Origin of the sequence: Mesorhizobium sp. M7A.F.Ce.TU.012.03.2.1 (assembly GCF_004006095.1) — a bacterium.
GTDB lineage: Bacteria > Pseudomonadota > Alphaproteobacteria > Rhizobiales > Rhizobiaceae > Mesorhizobium.
This window is the reverse complement of record NZ_CP034779.1, coordinates 673,286-692,235: the sequence shown is the minus strand read 5'-3', so window position 1 is coordinate 692,235 and position 18,950 is coordinate 673,286. Positions and strand designations below refer to the sequence as shown.

At 62.1% G+C, this 18,950-nt stretch carries 19 protein-coding genes; 9 read left to right on the top strand and 10 right to left on the bottom strand.

All coding sequences use genetic code 11. The features are described from left to right. Positions 1-27: 27 nt before the first annotated feature. Both pgi and EJ079_RS03345 read left to right on the top strand, forming a co-directional pair. A complete protein-coding gene (pgi, locus tag EJ079_RS03350) occupies positions 28-1,671 on the top strand; it encodes a glucose-6-phosphate isomerase (RefSeq protein ID WP_127808080.1) in 1,644 nt (547 codons plus the stop codon). A gap of 5 nt (positions 1,672-1,676) precedes the next feature. Then, positions 1,677-2,399 (top strand): HAD family hydrolase, encoded by a 723-nt coding sequence (locus EJ079_RS03345; protein ID WP_127808079.1) that lies wholly within the window; start codon positions 1,677-1,679, stop codon positions 2,397-2,399. A 287-nt stretch (positions 2,400-2,686) separates the two neighbouring features. On the opposite strand, the gene EJ079_RS03340 is transcribed toward EJ079_RS03345, so the two are convergent. From EJ079_RS03340 to EJ079_RS03325, 4 genes are all read right to left on the bottom strand, one after another. Beyond that, positions 2,687-2,875 carry a hypothetical protein gene (locus tag EJ079_RS03340; protein WP_174800301.1) on the bottom strand — a complete coding sequence of 63 codons (189 nt, stop codon included), beginning with the start codon at positions 2,873-2,875 and terminating at the stop codon, positions 2,687-2,689. Between the two features lie 94 nt (positions 2,876-2,969). Beyond that, positions 2,970-3,782 (bottom strand): oxidoreductase, encoded by an 813-nt coding sequence (locus tag EJ079_RS03335; protein WP_127808078.1) that lies wholly within the window; start codon positions 3,780-3,782, stop codon positions 2,970-2,972. 60 nt (positions 3,783-3,842) lie between these two features. Continuing rightward, on the bottom strand, positions 3,843-4,304 hold the full coding sequence (locus EJ079_RS03330) for a GFA family protein (protein WP_127808077.1): 462 nt from the start codon (positions 4,302-4,304) through the stop codon (positions 3,843-3,845). A gap of 41 nt (positions 4,305-4,345) precedes the next feature. Further along, positions 4,346-4,531 (bottom strand): hypothetical protein, encoded by a 186-nt coding sequence (locus EJ079_RS03325; RefSeq protein WP_127808076.1) that lies wholly within the window; start codon positions 4,529-4,531, stop codon positions 4,346-4,348. Positions 4,532-4,625: 94 nt separating this feature from the next. Between EJ079_RS03325 and EJ079_RS03320 the strand changes: the two genes are divergently transcribed. Continuing rightward, entirely contained in the window at positions 4,626-5,240 is a 615-nt protein-coding gene (locus tag EJ079_RS03320) for a TetR/AcrR family transcriptional regulator (RefSeq protein WP_127397304.1), read from the top strand. Positions 5,241-5,473: 233 nt separating this feature from the next. On the opposite strand, the gene EJ079_RS03315 is transcribed toward EJ079_RS03320, so the two are convergent. Together EJ079_RS03315 and EJ079_RS03310 are read right to left on the bottom strand one after the other, a co-directional pair. After that, entirely contained in the window at positions 5,474-6,211 is a 738-nt protein-coding gene (locus EJ079_RS03315) for a methyltransferase (RefSeq protein ID WP_127808075.1), read from the bottom strand. Continuing rightward, a complete protein-coding gene (locus EJ079_RS03310; RefSeq protein WP_127397300.1) occupies positions 6,208-8,211 on the bottom strand; it encodes a long-chain fatty acid--CoA ligase in 2,004 nt (667 codons plus the stop codon). The genes EJ079_RS03315 and EJ079_RS03310 overlap by 4 nt, the downstream gene beginning before the upstream one ends. Before the next feature lie 470 nt (positions 8,212-8,681). Between EJ079_RS03310 and EJ079_RS03305 the strand changes: the two genes are divergently transcribed. The 5 genes from EJ079_RS03305 (at position 8,682) to EJ079_RS03285 (ending at position 13,944) form a co-directional block, all read left to right on the top strand. Continuing rightward, entirely contained in the window at positions 8,682-10,274 is a 1,593-nt protein-coding gene (locus EJ079_RS03305) for an ABC transporter substrate-binding protein (protein WP_127808074.1), read from the top strand. A gap of 50 nt (positions 10,275-10,324) precedes the next feature. Further along, a complete protein-coding gene (locus EJ079_RS03300) occupies positions 10,325-11,332 on the top strand; it encodes an ABC transporter permease subunit (protein ID WP_127398204.1) in 1,008 nt (335 codons plus the stop codon). Between the two features lie 70 nt (positions 11,333-11,402). Further along, on the top strand, positions 11,403-12,257 hold the full coding sequence (locus EJ079_RS03295) for an ABC transporter permease subunit (RefSeq protein ID WP_224618710.1): 855 nt from the start codon (positions 11,403-11,405) through the stop codon (positions 12,255-12,257). A gap of 2 nt (positions 12,258-12,259) precedes the next feature. Beyond that, the gene (locus EJ079_RS03290) at positions 12,260-13,117 is read left to right on the top strand and encodes an ABC transporter ATP-binding protein (protein ID WP_127267322.1); all 858 of its coding nucleotides are present in this window, start codon (positions 12,260-12,262) and stop codon (positions 13,115-13,117) included. Then, the gene (locus tag EJ079_RS03285; protein ID WP_127397772.1) at positions 13,114-13,944 is read left to right on the top strand and encodes a dipeptide ABC transporter ATP-binding protein; all 831 of its coding nucleotides are present in this window, start codon (positions 13,114-13,116) and stop codon (positions 13,942-13,944) included. Before EJ079_RS03290 ends, EJ079_RS03285 begins: the two co-directional genes overlap by 4 nt. Positions 13,945-14,088: 144 nt before the next feature. Here EJ079_RS03285 and EJ079_RS03280 read toward each other — a convergent pair whose 3' ends face one another. Next, on the bottom strand, positions 14,089-15,000 hold the full coding sequence (locus tag EJ079_RS03280; RefSeq protein WP_127397773.1) for an alpha/beta hydrolase: 912 nt from the start codon (positions 14,998-15,000) through the stop codon (positions 14,089-14,091). A 103-nt stretch (positions 15,001-15,103) separates the two neighbouring features. Between EJ079_RS03280 and EJ079_RS03275 the strand changes: the two genes are divergently transcribed. Further along, on the top strand, positions 15,104-15,688 hold the full coding sequence (locus tag EJ079_RS03275) for a TetR/AcrR family transcriptional regulator (protein ID WP_245481810.1): 585 nt from the start codon (positions 15,104-15,106) through the stop codon (positions 15,686-15,688). A gap of 252 nt (positions 15,689-15,940) precedes the next feature. On the opposite strand, the gene EJ079_RS03270 is transcribed toward EJ079_RS03275, so the two are convergent. The 3 genes from EJ079_RS03270 to EJ079_RS03260 form a co-directional block, all read right to left on the bottom strand. Next, positions 15,941-17,215, bottom strand: a complete 1,275-nt coding sequence (locus tag EJ079_RS03270) for a cysteine desulfurase-like protein (protein ID WP_127808072.1) — start codon at positions 17,213-17,215, stop codon at positions 15,941-15,943. Positions 17,216-17,261: 46 nt separating this feature from the next. Continuing rightward, positions 17,262-17,936, bottom strand: a complete 675-nt coding sequence (locus EJ079_RS03265; RefSeq protein ID WP_023811481.1) for an amino acid ABC transporter permease — start codon at positions 17,934-17,936, stop codon at positions 17,262-17,264. 152 nt (positions 17,937-18,088) lie between these two features. After that, the gene (locus tag EJ079_RS03260; protein ID WP_127268313.1) at positions 18,089-18,886 is read right to left on the bottom strand and encodes an ABC transporter substrate-binding protein; all 798 of its coding nucleotides are present in this window, start codon (positions 18,884-18,886) and stop codon (positions 18,089-18,091) included. Positions 18,887-18,950 lie beyond the last annotated feature (64 nt).

The following is an 18,950-nucleotide window of genomic DNA, read 5'->3' as shown; positions in this document are numbered from 1 at the left end:
GATGGCTCGAGGTCTCGGAGTTTGGCAGTGGATCAATCGTCCTTTCAAAAACAGCTCGCCGCCTTGCGTGACCACCGCGCGGCGGCGCCCGCCAGCATGCGCCAGGCCTTCGCCGCCGATCCCAAGCGCTTCGTGGAATTCTCCGCTGCCGACGGCGATCTGCTGCTCGACTGGTCGAAATGCGCGGTCGACGCGACCACCATGGAGCTGCTGGAAAAGCTCGCCCAGGCCGCCGATCTCGAAGGCCGCCGCGCCGCCATGTTCGCCGGCAAGAAGATCAACGTCACTGAGGACCGTGCCGTGCTGCACACGGCGCTGCGCAACCTGACCGGCAAGGGCGTCACCGTCGATGGCCAGGACGTCAAGGCTGACGTCATCGCCGTGCTCGACGCCATGGGCGCCTTTGCCGATGCCGTGCGCTCGGGCAAGGCGGCTGGCGCCACCGGCAAGAAGATCACCGACATCGTCAACATCGGCATCGGCGGTTCCGATCTCGGCCCGGCCATGGCGACGCTGGCGCTGGCGCCCTATCATGACGGGCCGCGCGCACATTACGTTTCCAACATCGACGGCGCCCATATCCACGACACGCTGAAGGGCCTCTCCGCCGAAACCACGCTTTTCATCATCGCTTCCAAGACCTTCACCACCGTCGAAACGATGACCAACGCCGAAACCGCTCGGAAATGGGTGCAGGAAGCACTGGGTAAGGAAGCGGTCGGCAAGCATTTCGCCGCCGTCTCCACCGCACTCGACCTGGTGGCCAAGTTCGGCATCGAGCCGGATCGCGTCTTCGGCTTCTGGGACTGGGTCGGCGGCCGCTATTCGCTCTGGGGCGCCATCGGCCTGCCGGTGATGATCGCTGTCGGCCCGCGGAATTTTCGCGCCTTCCTCGATGGCGCGCATGAGATGGACGAGCATTTCCGCACCGCGCCGGTGCAGGAGAACCTGCCGGCGCTGCTTGGACTGGTCGGCTGGTGGCATCGCGTCATCTGCGGCTACCCGGCGCGCGCCGTCATCCCGTATGACCAGCGCCTGTCCAGGCTGCCGGCCTATCTGCAGCAGCTCGACATGGAATCGAACGGCAAGAGCGTCACCCTCGAAGGCACAGAGGTGACGACGCCGGCCGGACCGCTGGTCTGGGGCGAGCCCGGCACCAACGGCCAGCATGCCTTCTTCCAGCTGCTGCACCAGGGCACCGATTTCATCCCGGTCGAGTTCCTCGCCGCGGCGGTCGGCCACGAGCCGGAACTCAAACACCAGCACGATCTGCTGCTCGCCAACTGCCTGGCGCAGTCGGAAGCGCTGATGAAGGGCCGCACGCTGGACGAAGCCCGCGCCCAGATGCTGGCCAAGGGCATGAAGCCGGCCGACGTCGACAAGATAGCGCCGCACCGCGTCTTCTCGGGCAACCGGCCCTCGCTGACCATCCTCTACCGCAAACTCGACCCACGCACCTTCGGCCGGCTGATCGCGCTCTACGAGCACCGCGTCTTCGTCGAGGGCACGCTGTTCGACATCAACTCCTTCGACCAGTGGGGCGTCGAGCTCGGCAAGGAACTGGCCACCGGCCTTCTGCCTGTCGTGGAGGGCAAGGAAAGTGCCGCCAAGCGGGATGCATCGACCGCTGGCCTTGTGGGATTCATCCACCATTTGCGTGGCGCGGAGTGAAAAGCTTGGCAGACATCAAGGGAATATTGTTCGACAAGGACGGCACGCTTGTCGACTTCAACGCAACCTGGCTCGGCGTTGCCGACTTCATGGCCATGGATGCGTCCGAAGGCGATCGCTGGAAAGCCGACAGGCTGCTGGCCGCCGCCGGCTTCGATTTCGCCAACAAACGCTTCAAGCCCGACTCGATCTTTGCGTCCGGCACCAATCTCGACGTCGTCGAATTGTGGTTTCCGCGCCTGTCCAACGAGGACCAGATGCTTGCGGTTGCCCGCTTCAACGAGATCACCTCTGTGCAGGGCTCGGCGATGGCCGTGGCGCTGCCGGGCATCGTCGACACGTTGACGGCCTTGCACAGGAAATCCTACCGGCTTGGCGTCGCCACCAATGATTCGACCAGCGGCGCGGAAAAGACGCTGGTGACGCTCGGCGTCGCCCAATTGTTCGACGCGGCCTATGGCTACGACGCGGTGGCCAATCCGAAGCCGGCGCCCGACACCATCCTGGCTTTCAGCGACCTCACCGGCCTCAGGCCGGCGGAGATCGCCATGGTCGGCGACAACAGGCACGACCTCGAAATGGCGCGTGCCGGTGGCTGCGGGCTGGCAGTCGGCGTGCTCTCCGGCACCGGCACCCGCGAATCGCTGGCCGGCATTGCCGATGTGATCTTGGATTCGGTCGCCGACCTGCCGGATTTTCTCTCGGCGCGGGTCAAGGAGGCGATCTGACGGCCGAGGCGGGGCAAAATCAACTTGGGCTTTCCCGCCAACGGCTGATTGGTGGAAAGCGGAACGGCAGGTTTCGGGGAAGCAGTTCAGGAAAGCAGACGTGCAGTTCGCTCGCTTCTATGTCTGTCATGGGGCCGGTGGCAGACAGGCCGCTATTGGGGGACGTTTATCGAGAAACGGACATACCGCCGATGAAAGCCTAGGGCCGGAAGTGGCCCAAAGCTGCCTCACACTTTGTGTAGCAGTGGGGGTGAGGAGCGCTGTTGCGCTCGTCACCCGGCGTTGTCTCAGCCCCGTTGATTGGCGATGCCGAGGTAGTGCCCTAGACGGTACTCGATATCGGAGCCCGCTTGCTGGATCAAGGCCTGGCTCCCAGCGGCACGCACGAGAAATCCTGGCAAGGTGAGTGATCGGCTGAACTCACCATACGCGGCGACCAGGTCGGCGTCGGGCGGCAGTACGGCACGATTGATCATCGCCTCCAGATTGATTGATTGTTTGGGTGTGCCGGATCGCCGTCGCGAGCTTCGCCAAGGTGCGGTCGGGCTGCGGGCCTTCGGTTTGCGAGCGTTAGCCGTTGAAGCCGTTATACCGATGCAGCATGCGGTCCATGATGCGCTGCGGCATGAACCGGCGCACCATGCTGAGCTGGCGGGCCTGTGGTCCTGCAGGATAACGCAGCCGGGGGTTGGCCGCGGTTGCGGCCTTCACCACAGCATCGGCGACCACCTGCGGATCATCGCCAGCATCCACCCATTTGCGCATCAGCTTCTCGCTGCGGTCGCGGCCGACGCCATAGACGTCAATAGGCTGGTCCGCCCGCGTCAGGTTTTCCTCGAAGGCGGTGTGCGTTACGCCTGGTTGGACCATGAGGACGCGGACGCCGAAGCCCCGCACTTCGTGATCCAGCGACTCCGAATAACCTTCGATGGCGTGCTTGGTCGATGCATAGAAGGCGTTGAACGGCGAGGGGATCAGGCCGAGAATGGAACTCATGTTGATGATCCGACCACTCTTCTGACGGCGCATGATGGGCAACACCGCGTTGACGACGCGGGCGACGCCGAACACATTGACGTCGAACAGTCTTTTAGTCTGGCCAATGGATGATTCCTCGGCGCCACCCAGCATGCCGATCCCGGCGTTGTTGACGACGAGGTCGATGCGCCCGGCGCGTCGCGCGATCTCGGCAACCAGCGCCTCCACCGATGCATCTTCAGTGACATCGCAGACCAGCATGGTGATCCCGTCGCGGTCTGCAACGGCCTTGCGGCTCGTGCCGAACACCCAGTAGCCCGCCCTGACCAGTGCCTTGGCGGTCGCCAGGCCGATGCCCGAGGAAGCGCCGGTCACCAGCGCGATTGCCTTGTTGTCTTTGCTCATTTGAATGTCTCTTTCAGTTGGTTCGATTTGTGATGGCAGCAAGCGCTGAGAAGCAGCTCGTCACAGGCTGCGGATAATCGTGCGGGTGATGGCATATTGGCTTGGCCAGTAACCGCTGTAGTGGGGGACGCCGTAATGCATGTCCTCGACGCGGCGGTGGTAGAAGACGTCGGCGCGAACGGGAGTCAAAGGCGCGGTCGGCCGCAGATTGAAGACCGGAATGAACATCAGCTGCAGGGAGCCTACCCCCGCGACCTCGACTACGGGCTTTCCGCATGTCCGGCATTTGCCGCGATTGAAGTTCGGCGGCGGGCGATACTTAGCGAAGGAGATGTTCGAGGCGTCATTCAGCGTGACATGCCTGGCCGGCACGACGACGACGTCGGAAAAGTGCCTGCCAGTGAAGCCTTGGCATATGAGACAATGACACCGGAACCTGCCCTTTGGCGCGACTTGGATTTCGAACGAGCAGGCGCCGCACTCGCACGAGCCGGTGAGCGGGAACGAGCTGTCGGCGGTCACGTGCTGATGCTTCTGGGTTTCATTTGGGGACGCCATTCCGGTCACCGCAGCATCATGTTGAGACTGATTTCGACCGGCCGCCCGGAGGGGGCGTGCAGGAGCTTGATGGTGTTCCACCGAACCTGCTCATAGATGCCCTTGGCATGGCTCAGGGCCTCGTCGCGCAGCTGGGCTGACAGAAAACCGCCTATGTGATCGGCGTCGGTGGTTTTTGATATGGCGTTCATGATCCACTCTGATGTAGACAAGAGAAACTTATGCCTCTACATAAGCCTTGAAGTAGTCACTGTCAACAATGTATCCACGAGAAACTTTGCTATCATGCCAGACCCGATTAGTCGCCCCTACCATCACGGTGATCTCCGTCGTGCAGTCATCGACACGGCACAGGACATGCTTCGGGAGGAGAAGGACTGGCAGTTCACGCTGCGGGAAGTCGCTCGCCGGGCCGGTGTGAGCCACGCGGCGCCCTATAAGCACTTTCACGACAAGTCGGCGTTGTTGGCCGAGCTGGCGAAGTTGGGATTTGCCGAACTAGCGGCAACACTCAACGGTGCGACACCAAAAAACACTGCATCATTGCGCGATGAGGTCGTGCCGATTGCACAGGCGTACATCGCCTTCGCCATGCAAAATCCGGCGCTCTATCGCCTGATGTTCAGCGCTGAAGAGGGACGATCGACAGGCCTCCACTTGAGCGATAGTGCTCTCAGCGTATTTGAGGTGACGGTCGAGCTGTTGCGACGGGGTCAGGCCGCCGGCCTTATTCGCAATCGACCAATACAGGGCCAGGCAGCGACGTGCTGGGCCTTGCTGCACGGCATCGCCATGCTTGCTATTGACGGCCTTCTCGTGCCCGAAAAGGTGGGGCCGAACCCCCTCGAGGCGGCACTGGACACTCTCATCGAAGGACTGGCGGTCGAGCAGGGGGATTGACCTAACTTGGTCATTTGCCAATGGCAGCTTCTGGCGCAAAGGTGCCACGGTGCTCTGCCTCGCCTTTGTCCGCTTCTGGGCAGCGGCCGTCACGACGGCAACGGCCGAAATGAGGCGCAAAACGGCCAACGTGGTGCAGCAGTCGAATGTCTGCTTGCAGGTAATGGCCAGCAACGTCGTTGCGGCAAAGATGGAGGTCGAACCCGGTCATTCCGACTGACTGGGTTTTGATCTCAGCGCCAGCGGTTATCCGCCTCGAAGGAAAACACACCGCTCGGCTTGCTCGCGGCACCCTTCGCGTCGCCGAAATCCGGCACCTTGTATTCGGCGAGCAACCGCAGCCGCGACAGCGGCAGGTCGTTGCGGCGGGGATCGCCGACCAGCACTTCGATGCCGGCTGCCAGGCAGCGGTCGAGGAACGGGATGAAGCGTAGAGCGACCTCGCGGCCATAGAACACGTCCCCCGCAAGCACGAGGTCGACCGGCGGCGGGGGAGCCGTCGTGATGTCCTTGTCGACAATGGTGATCTCGATGTCGTTGGCCGCGGCGTTAAGGCCGATTGCGGCAACGCCGTTGCGGTCGATTTCGGCGGCGATCACTTCGCGCGCACCGGCCTTGGCTGCGGCGATGCCAACGAGGCCGGAACCGGCGCCAAGGTCGAGCACGCGGCGACCGGCCACCGTTTGCGGGTGATCCATGATGTGGCGCGCAAGCACCGCGCCGCCGGCCCACACATAAGCCCAGTAAGGCGGCTGCGGCTCAGGTTCGTCCGCCTCGAATGTGTCGTCATCGGCGTCGGAGCCTTGGAGCGGATCGGTAAGCCGCCTCAGGCCGCTGGCCGGGTGCGGCGTGTAGAGCCGGATCTCAGGCACCGACGGCACCGGGGCGAGGCGCATGTTCGTCCTGATGAATTCTGCCGGGTCAGGACGGCAAGGTGCATTTACGGCATCCGCGCCGCCGGCTGCAATCATTCGCGCAAAGCTCGCCGCAGGATCTTGCCGACCGGCGTCTTCGGCAGCTCGGTCCTGAATTCTATGTATTTGGGCCGCTTGTAGCCGGTCAGGTTCTCGCGGCAGAAGGCGGTGAGCGTCTCTGCGGTCAGCGCCGGATCCTTCTTGACCACGAACAGTTTCGGCACCTCGCCCGAATGCTCGTCCGGCACGCCGACCGCCGCCACTTCGAGCACGCCCGGATGCATGGCCACGACTTCCTCGAGTTCGTTCGGATAGACATTGAAGCCCGAGACCAGGATCATGTCCTTCTTGCGGTCGACGATCTTGGTGTAGCCGCGCTCGTCCATGAAGCCCATGTCGCCGGATTTGAAGTAGCCGTCCTTGGTCATCACCTTGGCGGTCTCATCGGGCCGGTTCCAGTAGCCCGCCATCACTTGCGGTCCTCGGATGCAGACCTCGCCGACCTCGCCGAGCGGCAAATTGTTGCCGTCGTCGTCGCGGATGGCGATCTCGGTCGAGGGCAGCGGCAAACCGATGGTGCCGGTGAAGTCGCCGGCGGTGAACTTGTTGGCGGTGGCCACCGGCGAAGTTTCCGAGAGGCCGTAGCCTTCGGTGACCGAACAACCGGTCAGCGTCTTCCAGCGTTCGGCAACGCCCTTCTGCACCGCCATGCCGCCGCCCAGCGTCAGCACCAGCGGCTTGAAGTCGAGCTTGCGGAAATCCTCATTGTTGAGCAGCGCGTTGAACAGCGTGTTGAGGCCGGGAAAGATGTGCACCGGATACTTCTGCAGTTCCTTGACGAAGCCGGGAATGTCGCGCGGATTGGGAATGAGGACATTTCGGGCGCCTTGCTGCATGCCCATCAGTGCGTTCACGGTCAGCGCGAAAATATGATAGAGCGGCAGCGCGCAGATAAAGTTGGGGTGCGCCGGTTTCGGCTTGATCGTGTAGGCGTCCTCCATCCACTGCGCGTTCTGCGCGACGTTGGCGAGCACGTTTCTGTGCAGCAGTGTGGCGCCCTTCGACACGCCCGTGGTGCCGCCCGTATATTGCAGGAAGGCGACATCGTCGGCTTCCACCTTGGCCGGCTTGAAGCCCATGCCGGCGCCGGCCTTCATGGCGGCATTGAACTTGACATGGCCGGGCAAGGACCATGCCGGCACCATCTTCTTCACGCGGCGCACGACGAAATTGACGATGGTGCCCTTCAGGCCGCCGAGCATGTCGCCCATCGCGGCGACCACCACATGCTTGACCGCCGTCCTCGCGATCACCGCCTGCAAGGTGTTGGCGAAGTTTTCCAGGATGACGATGGCTTGCGCACCGGAATCCTTCAACTGGTGTTCGAGCTCGCGCGGCGTGTAGAGCGGATTGATGTTCACCACGACATAGCCGGCGCGCAAGATCGCCATCATCGCCACCGGATATTGCAGCACGTTCGGCATCATCAGCGCGACGCGCGCGCCTTTCTGCAGGCCCTTCGATTGCAGGTAGGCGCCGAAGGCCGCCGACAGCCGCTCGATATCGGTGTAGCTGATGGACTTGTCCATGCAGGTGAAGGCCGGCTGCGCGGAAAACTGCTTGCAGGCGCCGACGAGGAAATCGCCGATCGAGCTGTAGGGCAGGGCGCCGATCTCCGCCTGCACGTTTTTCGGATAGCTCTTGAGCCACGGCTTTTCCGGCAAGCCGGCGGCCAGCGCCGTCAATGCTTTCGGCAATCGGTTGGCGGTGGCGGCGGTCGGCCTTGCCGCCGGTGGGGCCTTCACCGCCGCCGCAGCCTTCGACGCCGGCCTGACAGCGGGCTTTGCCGCACCCGCTTTACTCCCCGGCGCCGTCTTTTCGGCCGCGGCCTTGGCCGGGGCTTTCACCGCCGGCTTTGTGCTTGCCCTTACGGGCGCCGCGGCCGCCTTCGGCGTGGCGACCTTGGCAACGGGTGCTTTCGGCTTGGCAGTACCGGCTGCTTTCGACGGCGCCTTGGCTCCCGCTTTCACCGTCGTCGTCCTTGATGCTTTTGCCACCCGTTCCTCCCTGGACAAGTCTTGTTCATTCGCGCCGCGCTCGCCCCTGAATTGACCTCGCCTCTGAATTGACAAGGGCGCCCTCCGCTGCGGCCGTTATACCCTATGTATTGCCTCCCTTGGTGACCGTGCAAGTCTTGCCCTTGCGGCAACACGGCGAAAGATTTGCCGTCGAAAGTCCTTGCCGCCGCCAGCGCTGCCAAACGGTGTTCTGGCGCATCCCTCGGCCGCTCGGAAGCGCGGGGAACATTATATCGTCAGCTTGGCGATCAATAAAAAAATTCGGTTGTTAATAATCTCGTGAATGGAAGAAACTGCTAATTTTTTCTCCAATTTGGCAAAATAGCGGATTTTTTTCCTGCTTCCCGCGGGGTAAGCAAACGGGGTGTTCCAAAGCCGGAAAAACGGTGCTTATATGCGCGCTTCGCGAGCCTGATAGAGGGGCTTGGAAGAACATCAGGGAGTGCTCAATGAATAAGAAGCTGACTTTTGCAGCCGCGTTGCTGGCTGCAAGCGTCCTGGGCGGCGTGGCCAATGCGAAAACTCTGGTCTACTGCGCGGAAGCTTCGCCGGAGGGTTTCGATCCGGCGCCGTATACCGCAGGCCAGACGTTCGACGCGTCATCGCGCACCGTCTTCAACCGCCTTGTCGAATTCGATCACGGCAAGACGACGACCTCGCCGGGCCTGGCCGAGAGCTGGACGATCTCCGACGATGGCAAGGAATATGTCTTCAAGCTGCGCAAGGGCGTCAAGTTCGCCGCGACCGACTATTTCACCCCGACGCGCGACTTCAACGCTGACGACGTGGTGTTCTCGTTCGAACGCCAGGTCGACAAGAACGGCGCTTGGTTTCAGTACATTCCGGGCATTGCATACCAGTATTACAATGACCAGTTCGGCGAAAACATCGCCAAGGTCGAGAAGGTCGACGACCTGACGGTGAAGTTCACCCTCAAGGAGCCGGCGATCACTTTCATTCCAACGCTGGGCATGGATTTCGCTTCGGTCGTCTCCAAGGAATATGCCGACAAGCTGCAGGCCGACAAGACGCCTGAGCTGTTCAACCAGAAGCCGATCGGCACCGGTCCGTTCATCTTCGTCGACTACCAGACCGACGCCGCCATCCGTTACAAGGCCAACCCGGACTATTGGGGCGGCAAGCAGAAGATCGACGATCTGGTCTTCGCCATCACCACCGATCCGGCGGTGCGCGCGCAGAAGCTCAAGGCCGGCGAATGCAACATCATGTCGTACCCGGCACCGGCCGACATCGCAGGCCTGCAGGCCGATCCGAACCTGAAGGTCGAGGAGCAGGAAGGCCTCAATGTCGGCGCGCTGATGTACAACACCCAGCAGAAGCCGTTCGACGACGTGCGCGTCCGCAAGGCGCTCAACATGGCCATCAACAAGAAGGCCATCATCGACGCCGTCTTCCAGGGCGCCGGCCAGGTGGCGATCAATCCGATCCCGCCGACCATGTGGTCCTACAACAAGGAAGTGAAGGACGATCCTTACGATCCGGATGCAGCCAAGAAGCTGCTTGAAGAGGCCGGCGTCAAGGACCTCAAGATGAACGTCTGGGCCATGCCGGTGTCGCGCCCGTATATGCCGAACGCGCGCCGTACCGCCGAGCTGATCCAGGCGGACTTCGCCAAGGTCGGCGTCACCGTCGAGATCGTCAGCTACGATTGGGGTGAATACCTCAAGCGCGCTTCCGCGGTCGATCACGACGGCGCCGTCATCGTCGGCTGGACCGGCGACAATGGCGATCCGGACAACTTCCTCGGCGTGCTCCTGAGCTGCGCTTCCGTCGGTTCGAACAACCGCGCGGAATGGTGCAACAAGGACTTCGATGCGCTCATCAACAAGGCCAAGACCGTTTCGGATCAGGCCGAGCGCACCAAGCTCTATGAACAGGCACAGGTCATCTTCAAGGAACAGGCACCCTGGGCGACGCTCGCTCACTCCAAGGTGTTCATGCCGATGCAGAAGACCGTCACCGGCTTTGCGATGGATCCGCTCGGTATCCACCGCTTCGACGGCGTCGATATCGCCGAATAAGGTTGCGAAACGGGGGCGCCACCATATGGTGACGCCCCCACTCGCCCGCCATGCTGCGTTATATCCTCGGCAAGCTCGCCCTCATCATCCCGACCTTCATCGGGATAACCATCCTCGCCTTTGGCTTCGTGCGCATCCTGCCCGGTGATCCGGTGCTGGTGCTTGCGGGCGAACGCGGCCTGTCGCCCGAACGCCACACGGCGCTGATGCACCAGTTCGGTTTCGACCTGCCGATCTGGCAACAATATCTGACCTATCTGACCAACATCCTCAGCGGTGATTTCGGCACCTCGTTTTCCACCAAGACGCCGGTGCTGAAGGATTTCCTGGTGCGCTTCCCGGCAACGGTCGAACTCGCCATCTTCGCCATGATCTTTGCCGTCATCCTGGGTGTCGCCGCCGGCATCTTCGCCGCCATCCGTCGCGGTTCCTGGTTCGATCAGCTGACGATGGGCACGGCGCTGGCGGGCTATTCCATGCCGATCTTCTGGTGGGGCCTGCTGCTGATCATCGTCTTCTCCGGCACGCTGCACTGGACGCCGGTTTCCGGCCGCATCGACCTTCTCTATTTCTTCAAGCCGGTGACCGGTTTCATGACCATCGATTCGCTGATCTCGGGCCAGAAGGGCGCATTCCGCTCGGCACTGTCGCACCTCGTCCTGCCCACGATCGTGCTCGGCACTATCCCGCTCGCAGTCATCGCCAGGCAGACGCGCTCGGCGATGCTCGAAGTGCTGGGTGAGGACTATGTCCGCACCGCGCGTGCCAAGGGCCTGGCGCCGCGCCGCGTCATCGGCCTGCATGCCTTCCGCAACGCGCTGATCCCGGTCGTCACCACCATCGGCCTGCAGGTCGGCACGCTTTTGACCGGCGCCATCCTGACCGAGAGCATCTTCTCCTGGCCCGGCATCGGCAAATGGATGATCGACGCCATTTCCAAGCGCGACTATTTCACCGTGCAGGGCGGGTTGCTTTTGATCGCGCTGATCGTCATGTCGGTGAACCTCATCGTCGACGTGCTCTACGCCGTCATCAACCCACGCATCCGGGCCAACTGACATGAGCAACGAAGGCCCAGCCACCATCGAAGCCGCGACCGTCGTCAAGCCGCAGGACGCCAGGCTGCAGATGTTCGGCGAGTTCTGGCATTACTTCTCCGTCAACAAGGGCGCGGTGATCGGGCTCTTCGTCTTTGCGCTGCTGATCCTGATCGCCATCTTCGCGCCGCTGCTGGCGCCCCATTCGCCGGACGATCAGTTCCGCGACTTCTTCCTGACGCCGCCGGCCTGGCAGGAAGGCGGCAACGCGCAGTTCCTGCTCGGCACCGACGCTGTCGGCCGCGATATGCTGTCGCGGCTGATCTACGGCTCGCGGTTCTCGCTCGCCATCGGCTTCGTCGTCGTCACGTCAGCGCTGATCTCAGGCGTCATTCTCGGCCTGCTCGCCGGCTACTGCCGCGGCTGGGTCGACACGCTGATCATGCGCATCATGGACATCATCCTGGCCTTCCCGTCGCTGCTGCTGGCCCTGGTGCTTGTCGCGGTTCTCGGCCCTGGCCTCGTCAACGCCATGATCGCCATCGCCTTTGTGCTGCAGCCGCATTTCGCCCGGCTCACCCGCGCCGCCGTGATGGCCGAGAAGACCCGCGAATATGTCGTCTCGGCCAAGGTCGCCGGGGCCAGCCATCTCAGGCTGATGCTGGTCACCATCCTGCCCAACTGCATCGCGCCGCTGATCGTGCAGGCGACGCTGTCCTTCTCCAACGCCATCCTCGAGGCGGCGGCCCTTGGCTTCCTCGGCATGGGCGCGCAGCCGCCGACGCCGGAATGGGGAACCATGCTGGCCGAAGCGCGCGAGTTCATCCTGCGCGCCTGGTGGGTGGTGACCTTCCCGGGCCTCGCCATCCTGATCACCGTCTTCGCCATCAACCTGATCGGCGACGGCCTGCGCGACGCGCTCGACCCCAAGCTGAAGAGGTCGTGAGCATGCCTCTGCTCGAGATCAAGAACCTCACCGTTTCCTTCGACACCGCGGCCGGACCGTTCATGGCCGTGCAAGGCATCGACCTCTCGATCGAGCCGCGCGAAGTGCTGGCGATTGTAGGCGAGTCCGGTTCCGGCAAGTCCGTGGCGATGCTCGCGGTGATGGGCCTGTTGCCCAACACGGCAACCGTCAAGGCAGACCGCATGGCCTTCGACGGCGTCGATCTCCTGAAGCTCAGCCCGTCCGAACGCCGCAAGATCGTCGGCAAGGACATCTCGATGATCTTCCAGGAGCCGATCGCCAGCCTCAATCCGTGCTTCACCGTCGGCTTCCAGATCGAGGAGGTGCTGCGCTTCCATATGGGTATGGATCGCGCTCAGCGGCGGGCCCGCGCCATCGAATTGATGAAGCTGGTCGGCATCGCCGATCCGGAAGAACGGCTGAGCTCGTTTCCGCACCAGATGTCGGGCGGCCAATGCCAGCGCGTCATGATCGCCATCGCTATCGCCTGCAATCCGAAACTGCTGATCGCCGACGAGCCGACGACGGCGCTCGACGTCACCATCCAGAAGCAGATCCTCGATCTGCTGGTTTCGCTGCAGGCCAAATACGGCATGGGCCTGATCATGATCACCCACAATATGGGCGTGGTGGCCGAGACCGCCGATCGCGTCATCGTCCAGTACAAGGGCCGCAAGATGGAAGAGGCCGACGTGCTGTCGTTGTTCGAATCGCCGAAAAGCAATTACACGCGGGCGCTGTTGTCGGCTTTGCCGGAGAACGCCGTCGGCGACCGGCTGCCGACCGTTTCCGACATGCTGTTCGAGCCGGCCCCCTCTGCCGCGGGAGCCGCCTCATGAACACCACGGTCCTCGAAGGCAAGAACATTGTCCGCGACTACCACATCGGTGGTGGCCTGTTCACCGGGCCGCGTACCGTGCACGCGGTCAAGGGCGTCTCGTTCAAGGTCGACAAGGGCAAGACGCTGGCCATCGTCGGCGAAAGCGGCTGCGGCAAGTCCACGCTCGCCCGCATCATCACGCTGATCGATCCGGCGACGTCAGGCGACCTGTTCATCGACGGCAACAAGGTCGATATCGCCAAGGGCGGATTGACCAAAGAGATGCGCCGCAAGGTCCAGATCGTCTTCCAGAACCCCTATGGATCGCTCAATCCGCGCCAGAAGATCGGCGACGTGCTGGGCGAGCCGCTTTTGATCAACACCGACAAGCCGGCGGCCGAGCGGCGCGACCTGGCGATGAAGATGCTGAAGAAAGTCGGCCTCGGTCACGAGCACTACAACCGCTACCCGCACATGTTCTCGGGCGGCCAGCGCCAGCGCATTGCCATTGCCCGTGCGCTGATGCTCAACCCAAGCCTGCTGGTGTTGGACGAGCCGGTCTCGGCGCTAGATCTTTCCGTGCAGGCACAGGTGCTCAACCTGCTCGCCGACCTGCAGGACGAGTTCCAGCTGACCTATGTCTTCATCAGCCACGATCTGTCCGTGGTGCGCTACATCGCCGACGATGTGATGGTGATGTATTTCGGCGAAGCGGTCGAATACGGCTCGCGCGACGAGGTCTTCGCCGACCCCAAGCACAGCTACACCAGGACGCTGTTCGCCGCGACCCCGCGCGCCGACGTCGCCTCGATCAAGGCAAGACTGGCGAAGAAGAAGGCGGCTTGAGCCAAAACCCAATTACTCTGAACGATTGAGTTTTGCCCGAACACGACTTACGTCTTCCGCGAAGTGGACGGCAGCTTTGCGCCCAAGTCGTCCACCAAACTCTGTTTGCGCGATGCCTGAAAGCTGATAGCAAACCGATCGCGTTTATCTGAGGAAGTCAGTGACCACTTTCACCGTGGCGACCGGATTCTCCTCCATGATCCAATGTCCCGAACCGGGAATGACGCCCTCGGTAACGTTGTCCGCGGCGAAGCGCATCACCGTCGCCATTTGAGTACCGAACGACATTTCTCCTCCGATTGCCAGCAAGGGCATCTTCAGCTTTCCTGACGTTTCCAGGATCGCCTTGTTGTCGAGCGCGTCCTGGTCGAAGGCTGCGAACTGCGCGAAGCCGGAGTGCATCGCGCCCGGCAAAGCGTAGAGAGCGGCATAGTGCTCACGGGACGCTTCGTCGAAATGTGATGGATCGGCAGAAAACTCGTTCCAAAATCGGTCGAGATAAATCCGCTCCCGACCTGCCACGAGCCGCTCCATATCCGGTCCACCGAACCTGAAATGCCAGAGAAGCGGGTTCTTGAGTATTTCTTCCCAGGGGCCGACGCCGGGAACAGGTGCGTCGATCAGCACAAATTTGGACACCTGATCCCGATGCTGCGCAGCAAAGGCAAAACCCACCATATTGCCAATGTCATGCGTGACGAGATCGACGCTTTGGATATTTAGGCTGCGCAGGACTGCTTCCATGTCGGCAGCCTGAGTTTTCTTGTCGTAGCCAGTCTCAGGATGAGACGACAGACCCATGCCACGTAGATCCGGCACGACGACCATGTGATCCTTTGCCATTTCAACGGCGAGCGGCTCCCACATGTCTCCCGTCTCACCGTACCCGTGCAGCATTAGTACCGCAGGACCGGAACCACCTACGCGCACGTGGATCGTCACACCGTCCGTCTTGACCTCGCGCGTTTCGAAGCTGGCCGGAAACGGTTTAACGTTGGCGCTGGCGGTCTGCGTGGCCAGCAACAGCGCAGTACAAAAGATCAACAGCTTCGACATCGCTTCACTTCCCCATTATCTACCGATCGGTATATAAAAGGCAGATCGATTCACGCGTCAAGCGATAATATACCAGTCGGTACAATAAAGAGAGTGAGTGACTATGGGCAGGCCGAGAGAGTTCGATACCGAGAAAGCACTCGTGCAGGCGATGCGGCTTTTCTGGCGCAAGGGCTACGAGGGCACATCGCTGACTGACCTTACTGAAGAGCTAGGCATTACGCGCCCCAGTCTCTACGCGGCGTTCGGCAACAAGGAAGAGTTGTTCCTGAAGGTGCTCGACCGCTATGACCGCGAGACGTCGCATTTCATCCAGAATGCCTTGGACGCGCCAACTGCACGCGCGCTTGCTGCGGGGCTGATATATGGTGCATGCGCGTTCCACTCCGACACGAGAAATCCGCCAGGTTGCCTTATGGTGCATGGTGCCCTGATAGGGAGCGACGACAGCGCGTCGGCCCGCAAGGAGACAAATCTTCGACGCGGGCAACTTAGAAACCAGATAGCTAAACGTCTCGAACGTGCTCAGATAGACGGTGATGTCGGCAAGGACACCGATACAGCTGCCCTCTCAGGATACCTGGTTGCAATTCTGCGCGGCATCGCCGTCGAGGCCGCGAGCGGAGCCCAGCCAGACGAACTCCACCGCATCGCTGATATCGCGATGAGAGCCTGGCCGACCCAATAGCCATTCTACCGATAAATGCTGACAGTCCGTTGTCGGCCCCGTTCCCATCGTTCCGAAATGCATATCCGAATGGCCGCTTCTGGCGCGGTCCTAGCGTCCATTTCTGACCAGCCATTTGCGGCTGCCAGCCGACCGAGTTTTGACTTGGAGCGTTTTCAGCTAGGTGGAATAACTTGGCGTCGCACCAAATGCGCTGAAGGTAGATGGAGCCCACGCCGGTTCGGCCTGACTGCATCTCGCTCTAGACGCCGATCACGACAGCTTGGCGATGATGGCGCGCAGCGCCTCGCCGAACTTGTGGATTTCGCCCACGGTGTTGTAGTGGACCAGGGAGGCGCGGATGGCGCCGCTGTCCATTGAGAGGTTGAGACGCTTCATCAGTCGCGGCGCGTACATGTGGCCGTCGCGGATGCCGATCTGCATCTCGGCCATTTCCTCGACGACCCGCTGCGGCGACAGTCTGCCGATGTTGAAGCAGAAGGTCGGCACACGCTCATTGATGCGGGCCTCGTCGGCAACGCCGTAGATGGTCGCGCCGCAACCTTTCAGCACGGCCAGCATCTCACGCGCCAGCACCAGCTCATAGTCGCGGATGGCGCCCATGCCGGCAACGATGTTGTCGCGCCGCGAGCGGTTGTTGGACGGCGCCAGATTGCGGCCGATCAGTTCAAGATACTGCACGGCGGCATCCATTCCGGAAACGTTCTCGTAGATGAAGGTGCCGGCCTCGACCTTGTAGGGCGGCTCGTCGGGGATGAAATCCTCGCGGAAGGTCGGCAGCCGCTTCAGCGTTTCGAAACGGCCCCACAGGAAGCCCATATGCGGCGAGAAATTCTTGTAACCGGAGCAGACGAGATAGTCGCAATCCCAGGCCTGCACGTCGATCAGCCCGTGCGGTCCGTAATGCACGCAGTCGAGGAACACTTCGGCGCCGGCCGCATGTGCGATCTCGGCCACCGCGGCGACATCGACGATCGAGCCGATCGAATGCGCGGTGACCGTGCTGGCGACGAGACGGGTGCGGTCGGAAACCAGCGGGCGAAGGTCGTCGACATGCAGATTGCCGTCCTCGCGCATGCGCCACCATTTGAACTTTGCACCGGCGGACTCCAGAGCCAGCCAGGTCGCGATGTTGGCATCATGGTCCATGTCGGTGATGACGATCTCGTCGCGCTCCTGCAGCATCTGACCGATGCCGAGGCTGACCAGGCGGATGAACGAGGTGGCGTTCATGCCGAAGCAGATTTCCGCCGGGCTATAGGCGTTGATGAGCAGCGCGACGCTTGTCCGCGCATCGGCGACCGACTGGTCGACAGTGACGCTGCGGCCATAACGGCCGCCACGCTGCACATTGTGCGAAACCAGATGGTTGGTCACCGCGTCGAGCACGCTCTGCGGAATTTGCGCGCCGGCGGCATTGTCCAAGAAGATGAAGTCGCCAGCCCGCTGTAAAGCTGGAAACATGGCGCGGATGGCGTCGACGGGGAACGCGGTGGCATTCGCATTGTCGGTCTGGTGCTTGTTCACGGGTAGGCTCCTGCAAAGGACTTGGGCGGGGATCAGGTGGCGGAGGTCAGCGCTTCTTTTCGGTCTTGAAGCGCTCTTCAAGCAGGCTGACGAGGCGGACCATCGGCCAGAGGAAGATGAGATAGACGAGGGCTGCGCCGATCAGCGGCGAGGGGTTGGCGTAGAGCGACTGCGCGTTGGTCGCCTCCTTCAAGAGTTCCGGCAGCGCCACGGTGGAGGCGAGCGAGGTGTCCTTGAACATCGAGACGCAGTTGCTGGTCATCGGCGGGATGACGACGCGGATCGCTTGCGGCAGCACCACCTTGCGCAAGGTCAGGAGGAACGGCAGGCCAAGCGCCTGCGACGCCTCGAACTGGCCACGCGGAATGCTTTCGATGCCGGAGCGGAACACTTCGGCCGAGTAAGCCGACATGATGAAGGCGAAGGCAGTCACCGCCGACGCCCAGGACGACAGGCGTATGCCGAGGAAGGGCAGCGCGTAGTAGATCAGGATCAGCACGACCAGCACCGGCAGGGCGCGGAAGATGTCGGTGTAGCCGACCGCGAGCCAGCGCAGCGGCTTCGGCGCATAGAGCCGCACCAGGCTGATCCCCAGGCCGATGGGGATCCCGATGCCGATGCTCAAAATGCCGAGCAGCAGCGTGTTCAGGAAGCCGCGCAGCAGCGCCGGCAGGCTGGACATGATGACGTCGGGGTTAAAGAAGGTATCCAGCAGCGACATGGGAGCGTTCCCGAACCCGAGAGCAATCATGCTCAGGTTAAAACCAATATGCCTCGCAGATGGCGAGGCAGTCGGCGCGGAAGCCGGCGCTGGAGCATGAAATGAATCGTGCCGGCCTGGAAAGCCGGCACGATGTCAGCGCAGCTTTCAGATCAGGCCTTCGGCAGCGGCATTTCCTTCATGGTCGAGGAGTCGGCCGGCGCGTCGCTGCCGAACCACTTCTTGTGGATGGCGGCCAGGGTGCCGTCCTTCTTCATCGCGCTCAGCGCATCGTTCAGCTTGCCGAGCAGCGGGTGGTCCTTGGTCATCATCAGGCCGTATTGCTCACCGGTCTTGATGCGCTCCTTGACGACCAGGTCCTTCATCTTGGTGAAGGAATACTCCATGCCCGGAATGTCGCTGACGGCCGCATCGACGCGGCCGGCGCTGAGGTCGAGGAGCAGGTTCTGCTGCGTGTCGTAGCCCTTCACGTCGCTGAAGCCATCGGCTTCCTGATGCGCCTTGACCCAGGTTTCGCCGGTCGAGCCGGACAGCACGCCGATGATCTTGCCCTTGAGGTCGGCCTCGGCCTTGATCGCGCTGTCGGTCTTGGTGGCGATGCCCATGTCCGAATCATAATAGGGCTGCGTGAACGACTGTGACTTCAGCCGCTCCGCCGTGATGGTGATCGACGAGATGGCGACGTCGATGCGCTTCGAGGTGGTGGCGGCAAACAGTGCCTGGAAACCGAGATCGGCGATGTCGGTGGTCATGCCGATGCGCTTGGCGGCTTCGTTGACGATGTCGACTTCAAAGCCTTCGAAAGTGCCGCTCTCGTTCTTGTACTCGAAGGGTGGATTGGTCGGGTAGGCGCCGACATTGAGCACATCGGCGGCATAAGCGGTGGCGGGGCCGGCGGCGATGCCGATGGCGGCGGCGAGAAGAAGCAATTTGCGACGTGTGAAGCTCATTTGTGTTCCCTCTGTTGTTGATCGGGCGGGTTGCTCCCGCACGGTTTTTTGCCGCCCCGCACCG

Bases quoted from the DNA above. Each gene is read 5' to 3' on its own strand.
- EJ079_RS03260 (WP_127268313.1), bottom strand. From the start codon at position 18,886: ATGAGCTTCACACGTCGCAAATTGCTTCTTCTCGCCGCCGCCATCGGC.
- EJ079_RS03340 (WP_174800301.1), bottom strand. From the start codon at position 2,875: ATGATCAATCGTGCCGTACTGCCGCCCGACGCCGACCTGGTCGCCGCG.
- EJ079_RS03265 (WP_023811481.1), bottom strand. From the start codon at position 17,936: ATGTCGCTGCTGGATACCTTCTTTAACCCCGACGTCATCATGTCCAGC.
- EJ079_RS03275 (WP_245481810.1), top strand. From the start codon at position 15,104: ATGGGCAGGCCGAGAGAGTTCGATACCGAGAAAGCACTCGTGCAGGCG.
- EJ079_RS03335 (WP_127808078.1), bottom strand. From the start codon at position 3,782: ATGAGCAAAGACAACAAGGCAATCGCGCTGGTGACCGGCGCTTCCTCG.
- EJ079_RS03325 (WP_127808076.1), bottom strand. From the start codon at position 4,531: ATGAACGCCATATCAAAAACCACCGACGCCGATCACATAGGCGGTTTT.
- EJ079_RS03285 (WP_127397772.1), top strand. From the start codon at position 13,114: ATGAACACCACGGTCCTCGAAGGCAAGAACATTGTCCGCGACTACCAC.
- EJ079_RS03320 (WP_127397304.1), top strand. From the start codon at position 4,626: ATGCCAGACCCGATTAGTCGCCCCTACCATCACGGTGATCTCCGTCGT.
- EJ079_RS03295 (WP_224618710.1), top strand. From the start codon at position 11,403: ATGTTCGGCGAGTTCTGGCATTACTTCTCCGTCAACAAGGGCGCGGTG.
- EJ079_RS03315 (WP_127808075.1), bottom strand. From the start codon at position 6,211: ATGATTGCAGCCGGCGGCGCGGATGCCGTAAATGCACCTTGCCGTCCT.
- EJ079_RS03290 (WP_127267322.1), top strand. From the start codon at position 12,260: ATGCCTCTGCTCGAGATCAAGAACCTCACCGTTTCCTTCGACACCGCG.
- EJ079_RS03305 (WP_127808074.1), top strand. From the start codon at position 8,682: ATGAATAAGAAGCTGACTTTTGCAGCCGCGTTGCTGGCTGCAAGCGTC.
- EJ079_RS03300 (WP_127398204.1), top strand. From the start codon at position 10,325: ATGCTGCGTTATATCCTCGGCAAGCTCGCCCTCATCATCCCGACCTTC.
- EJ079_RS03280 (WP_127397773.1), bottom strand. From the start codon at position 15,000: ATGTCGAAGCTGTTGATCTTTTGTACTGCGCTGTTGCTGGCCACGCAG.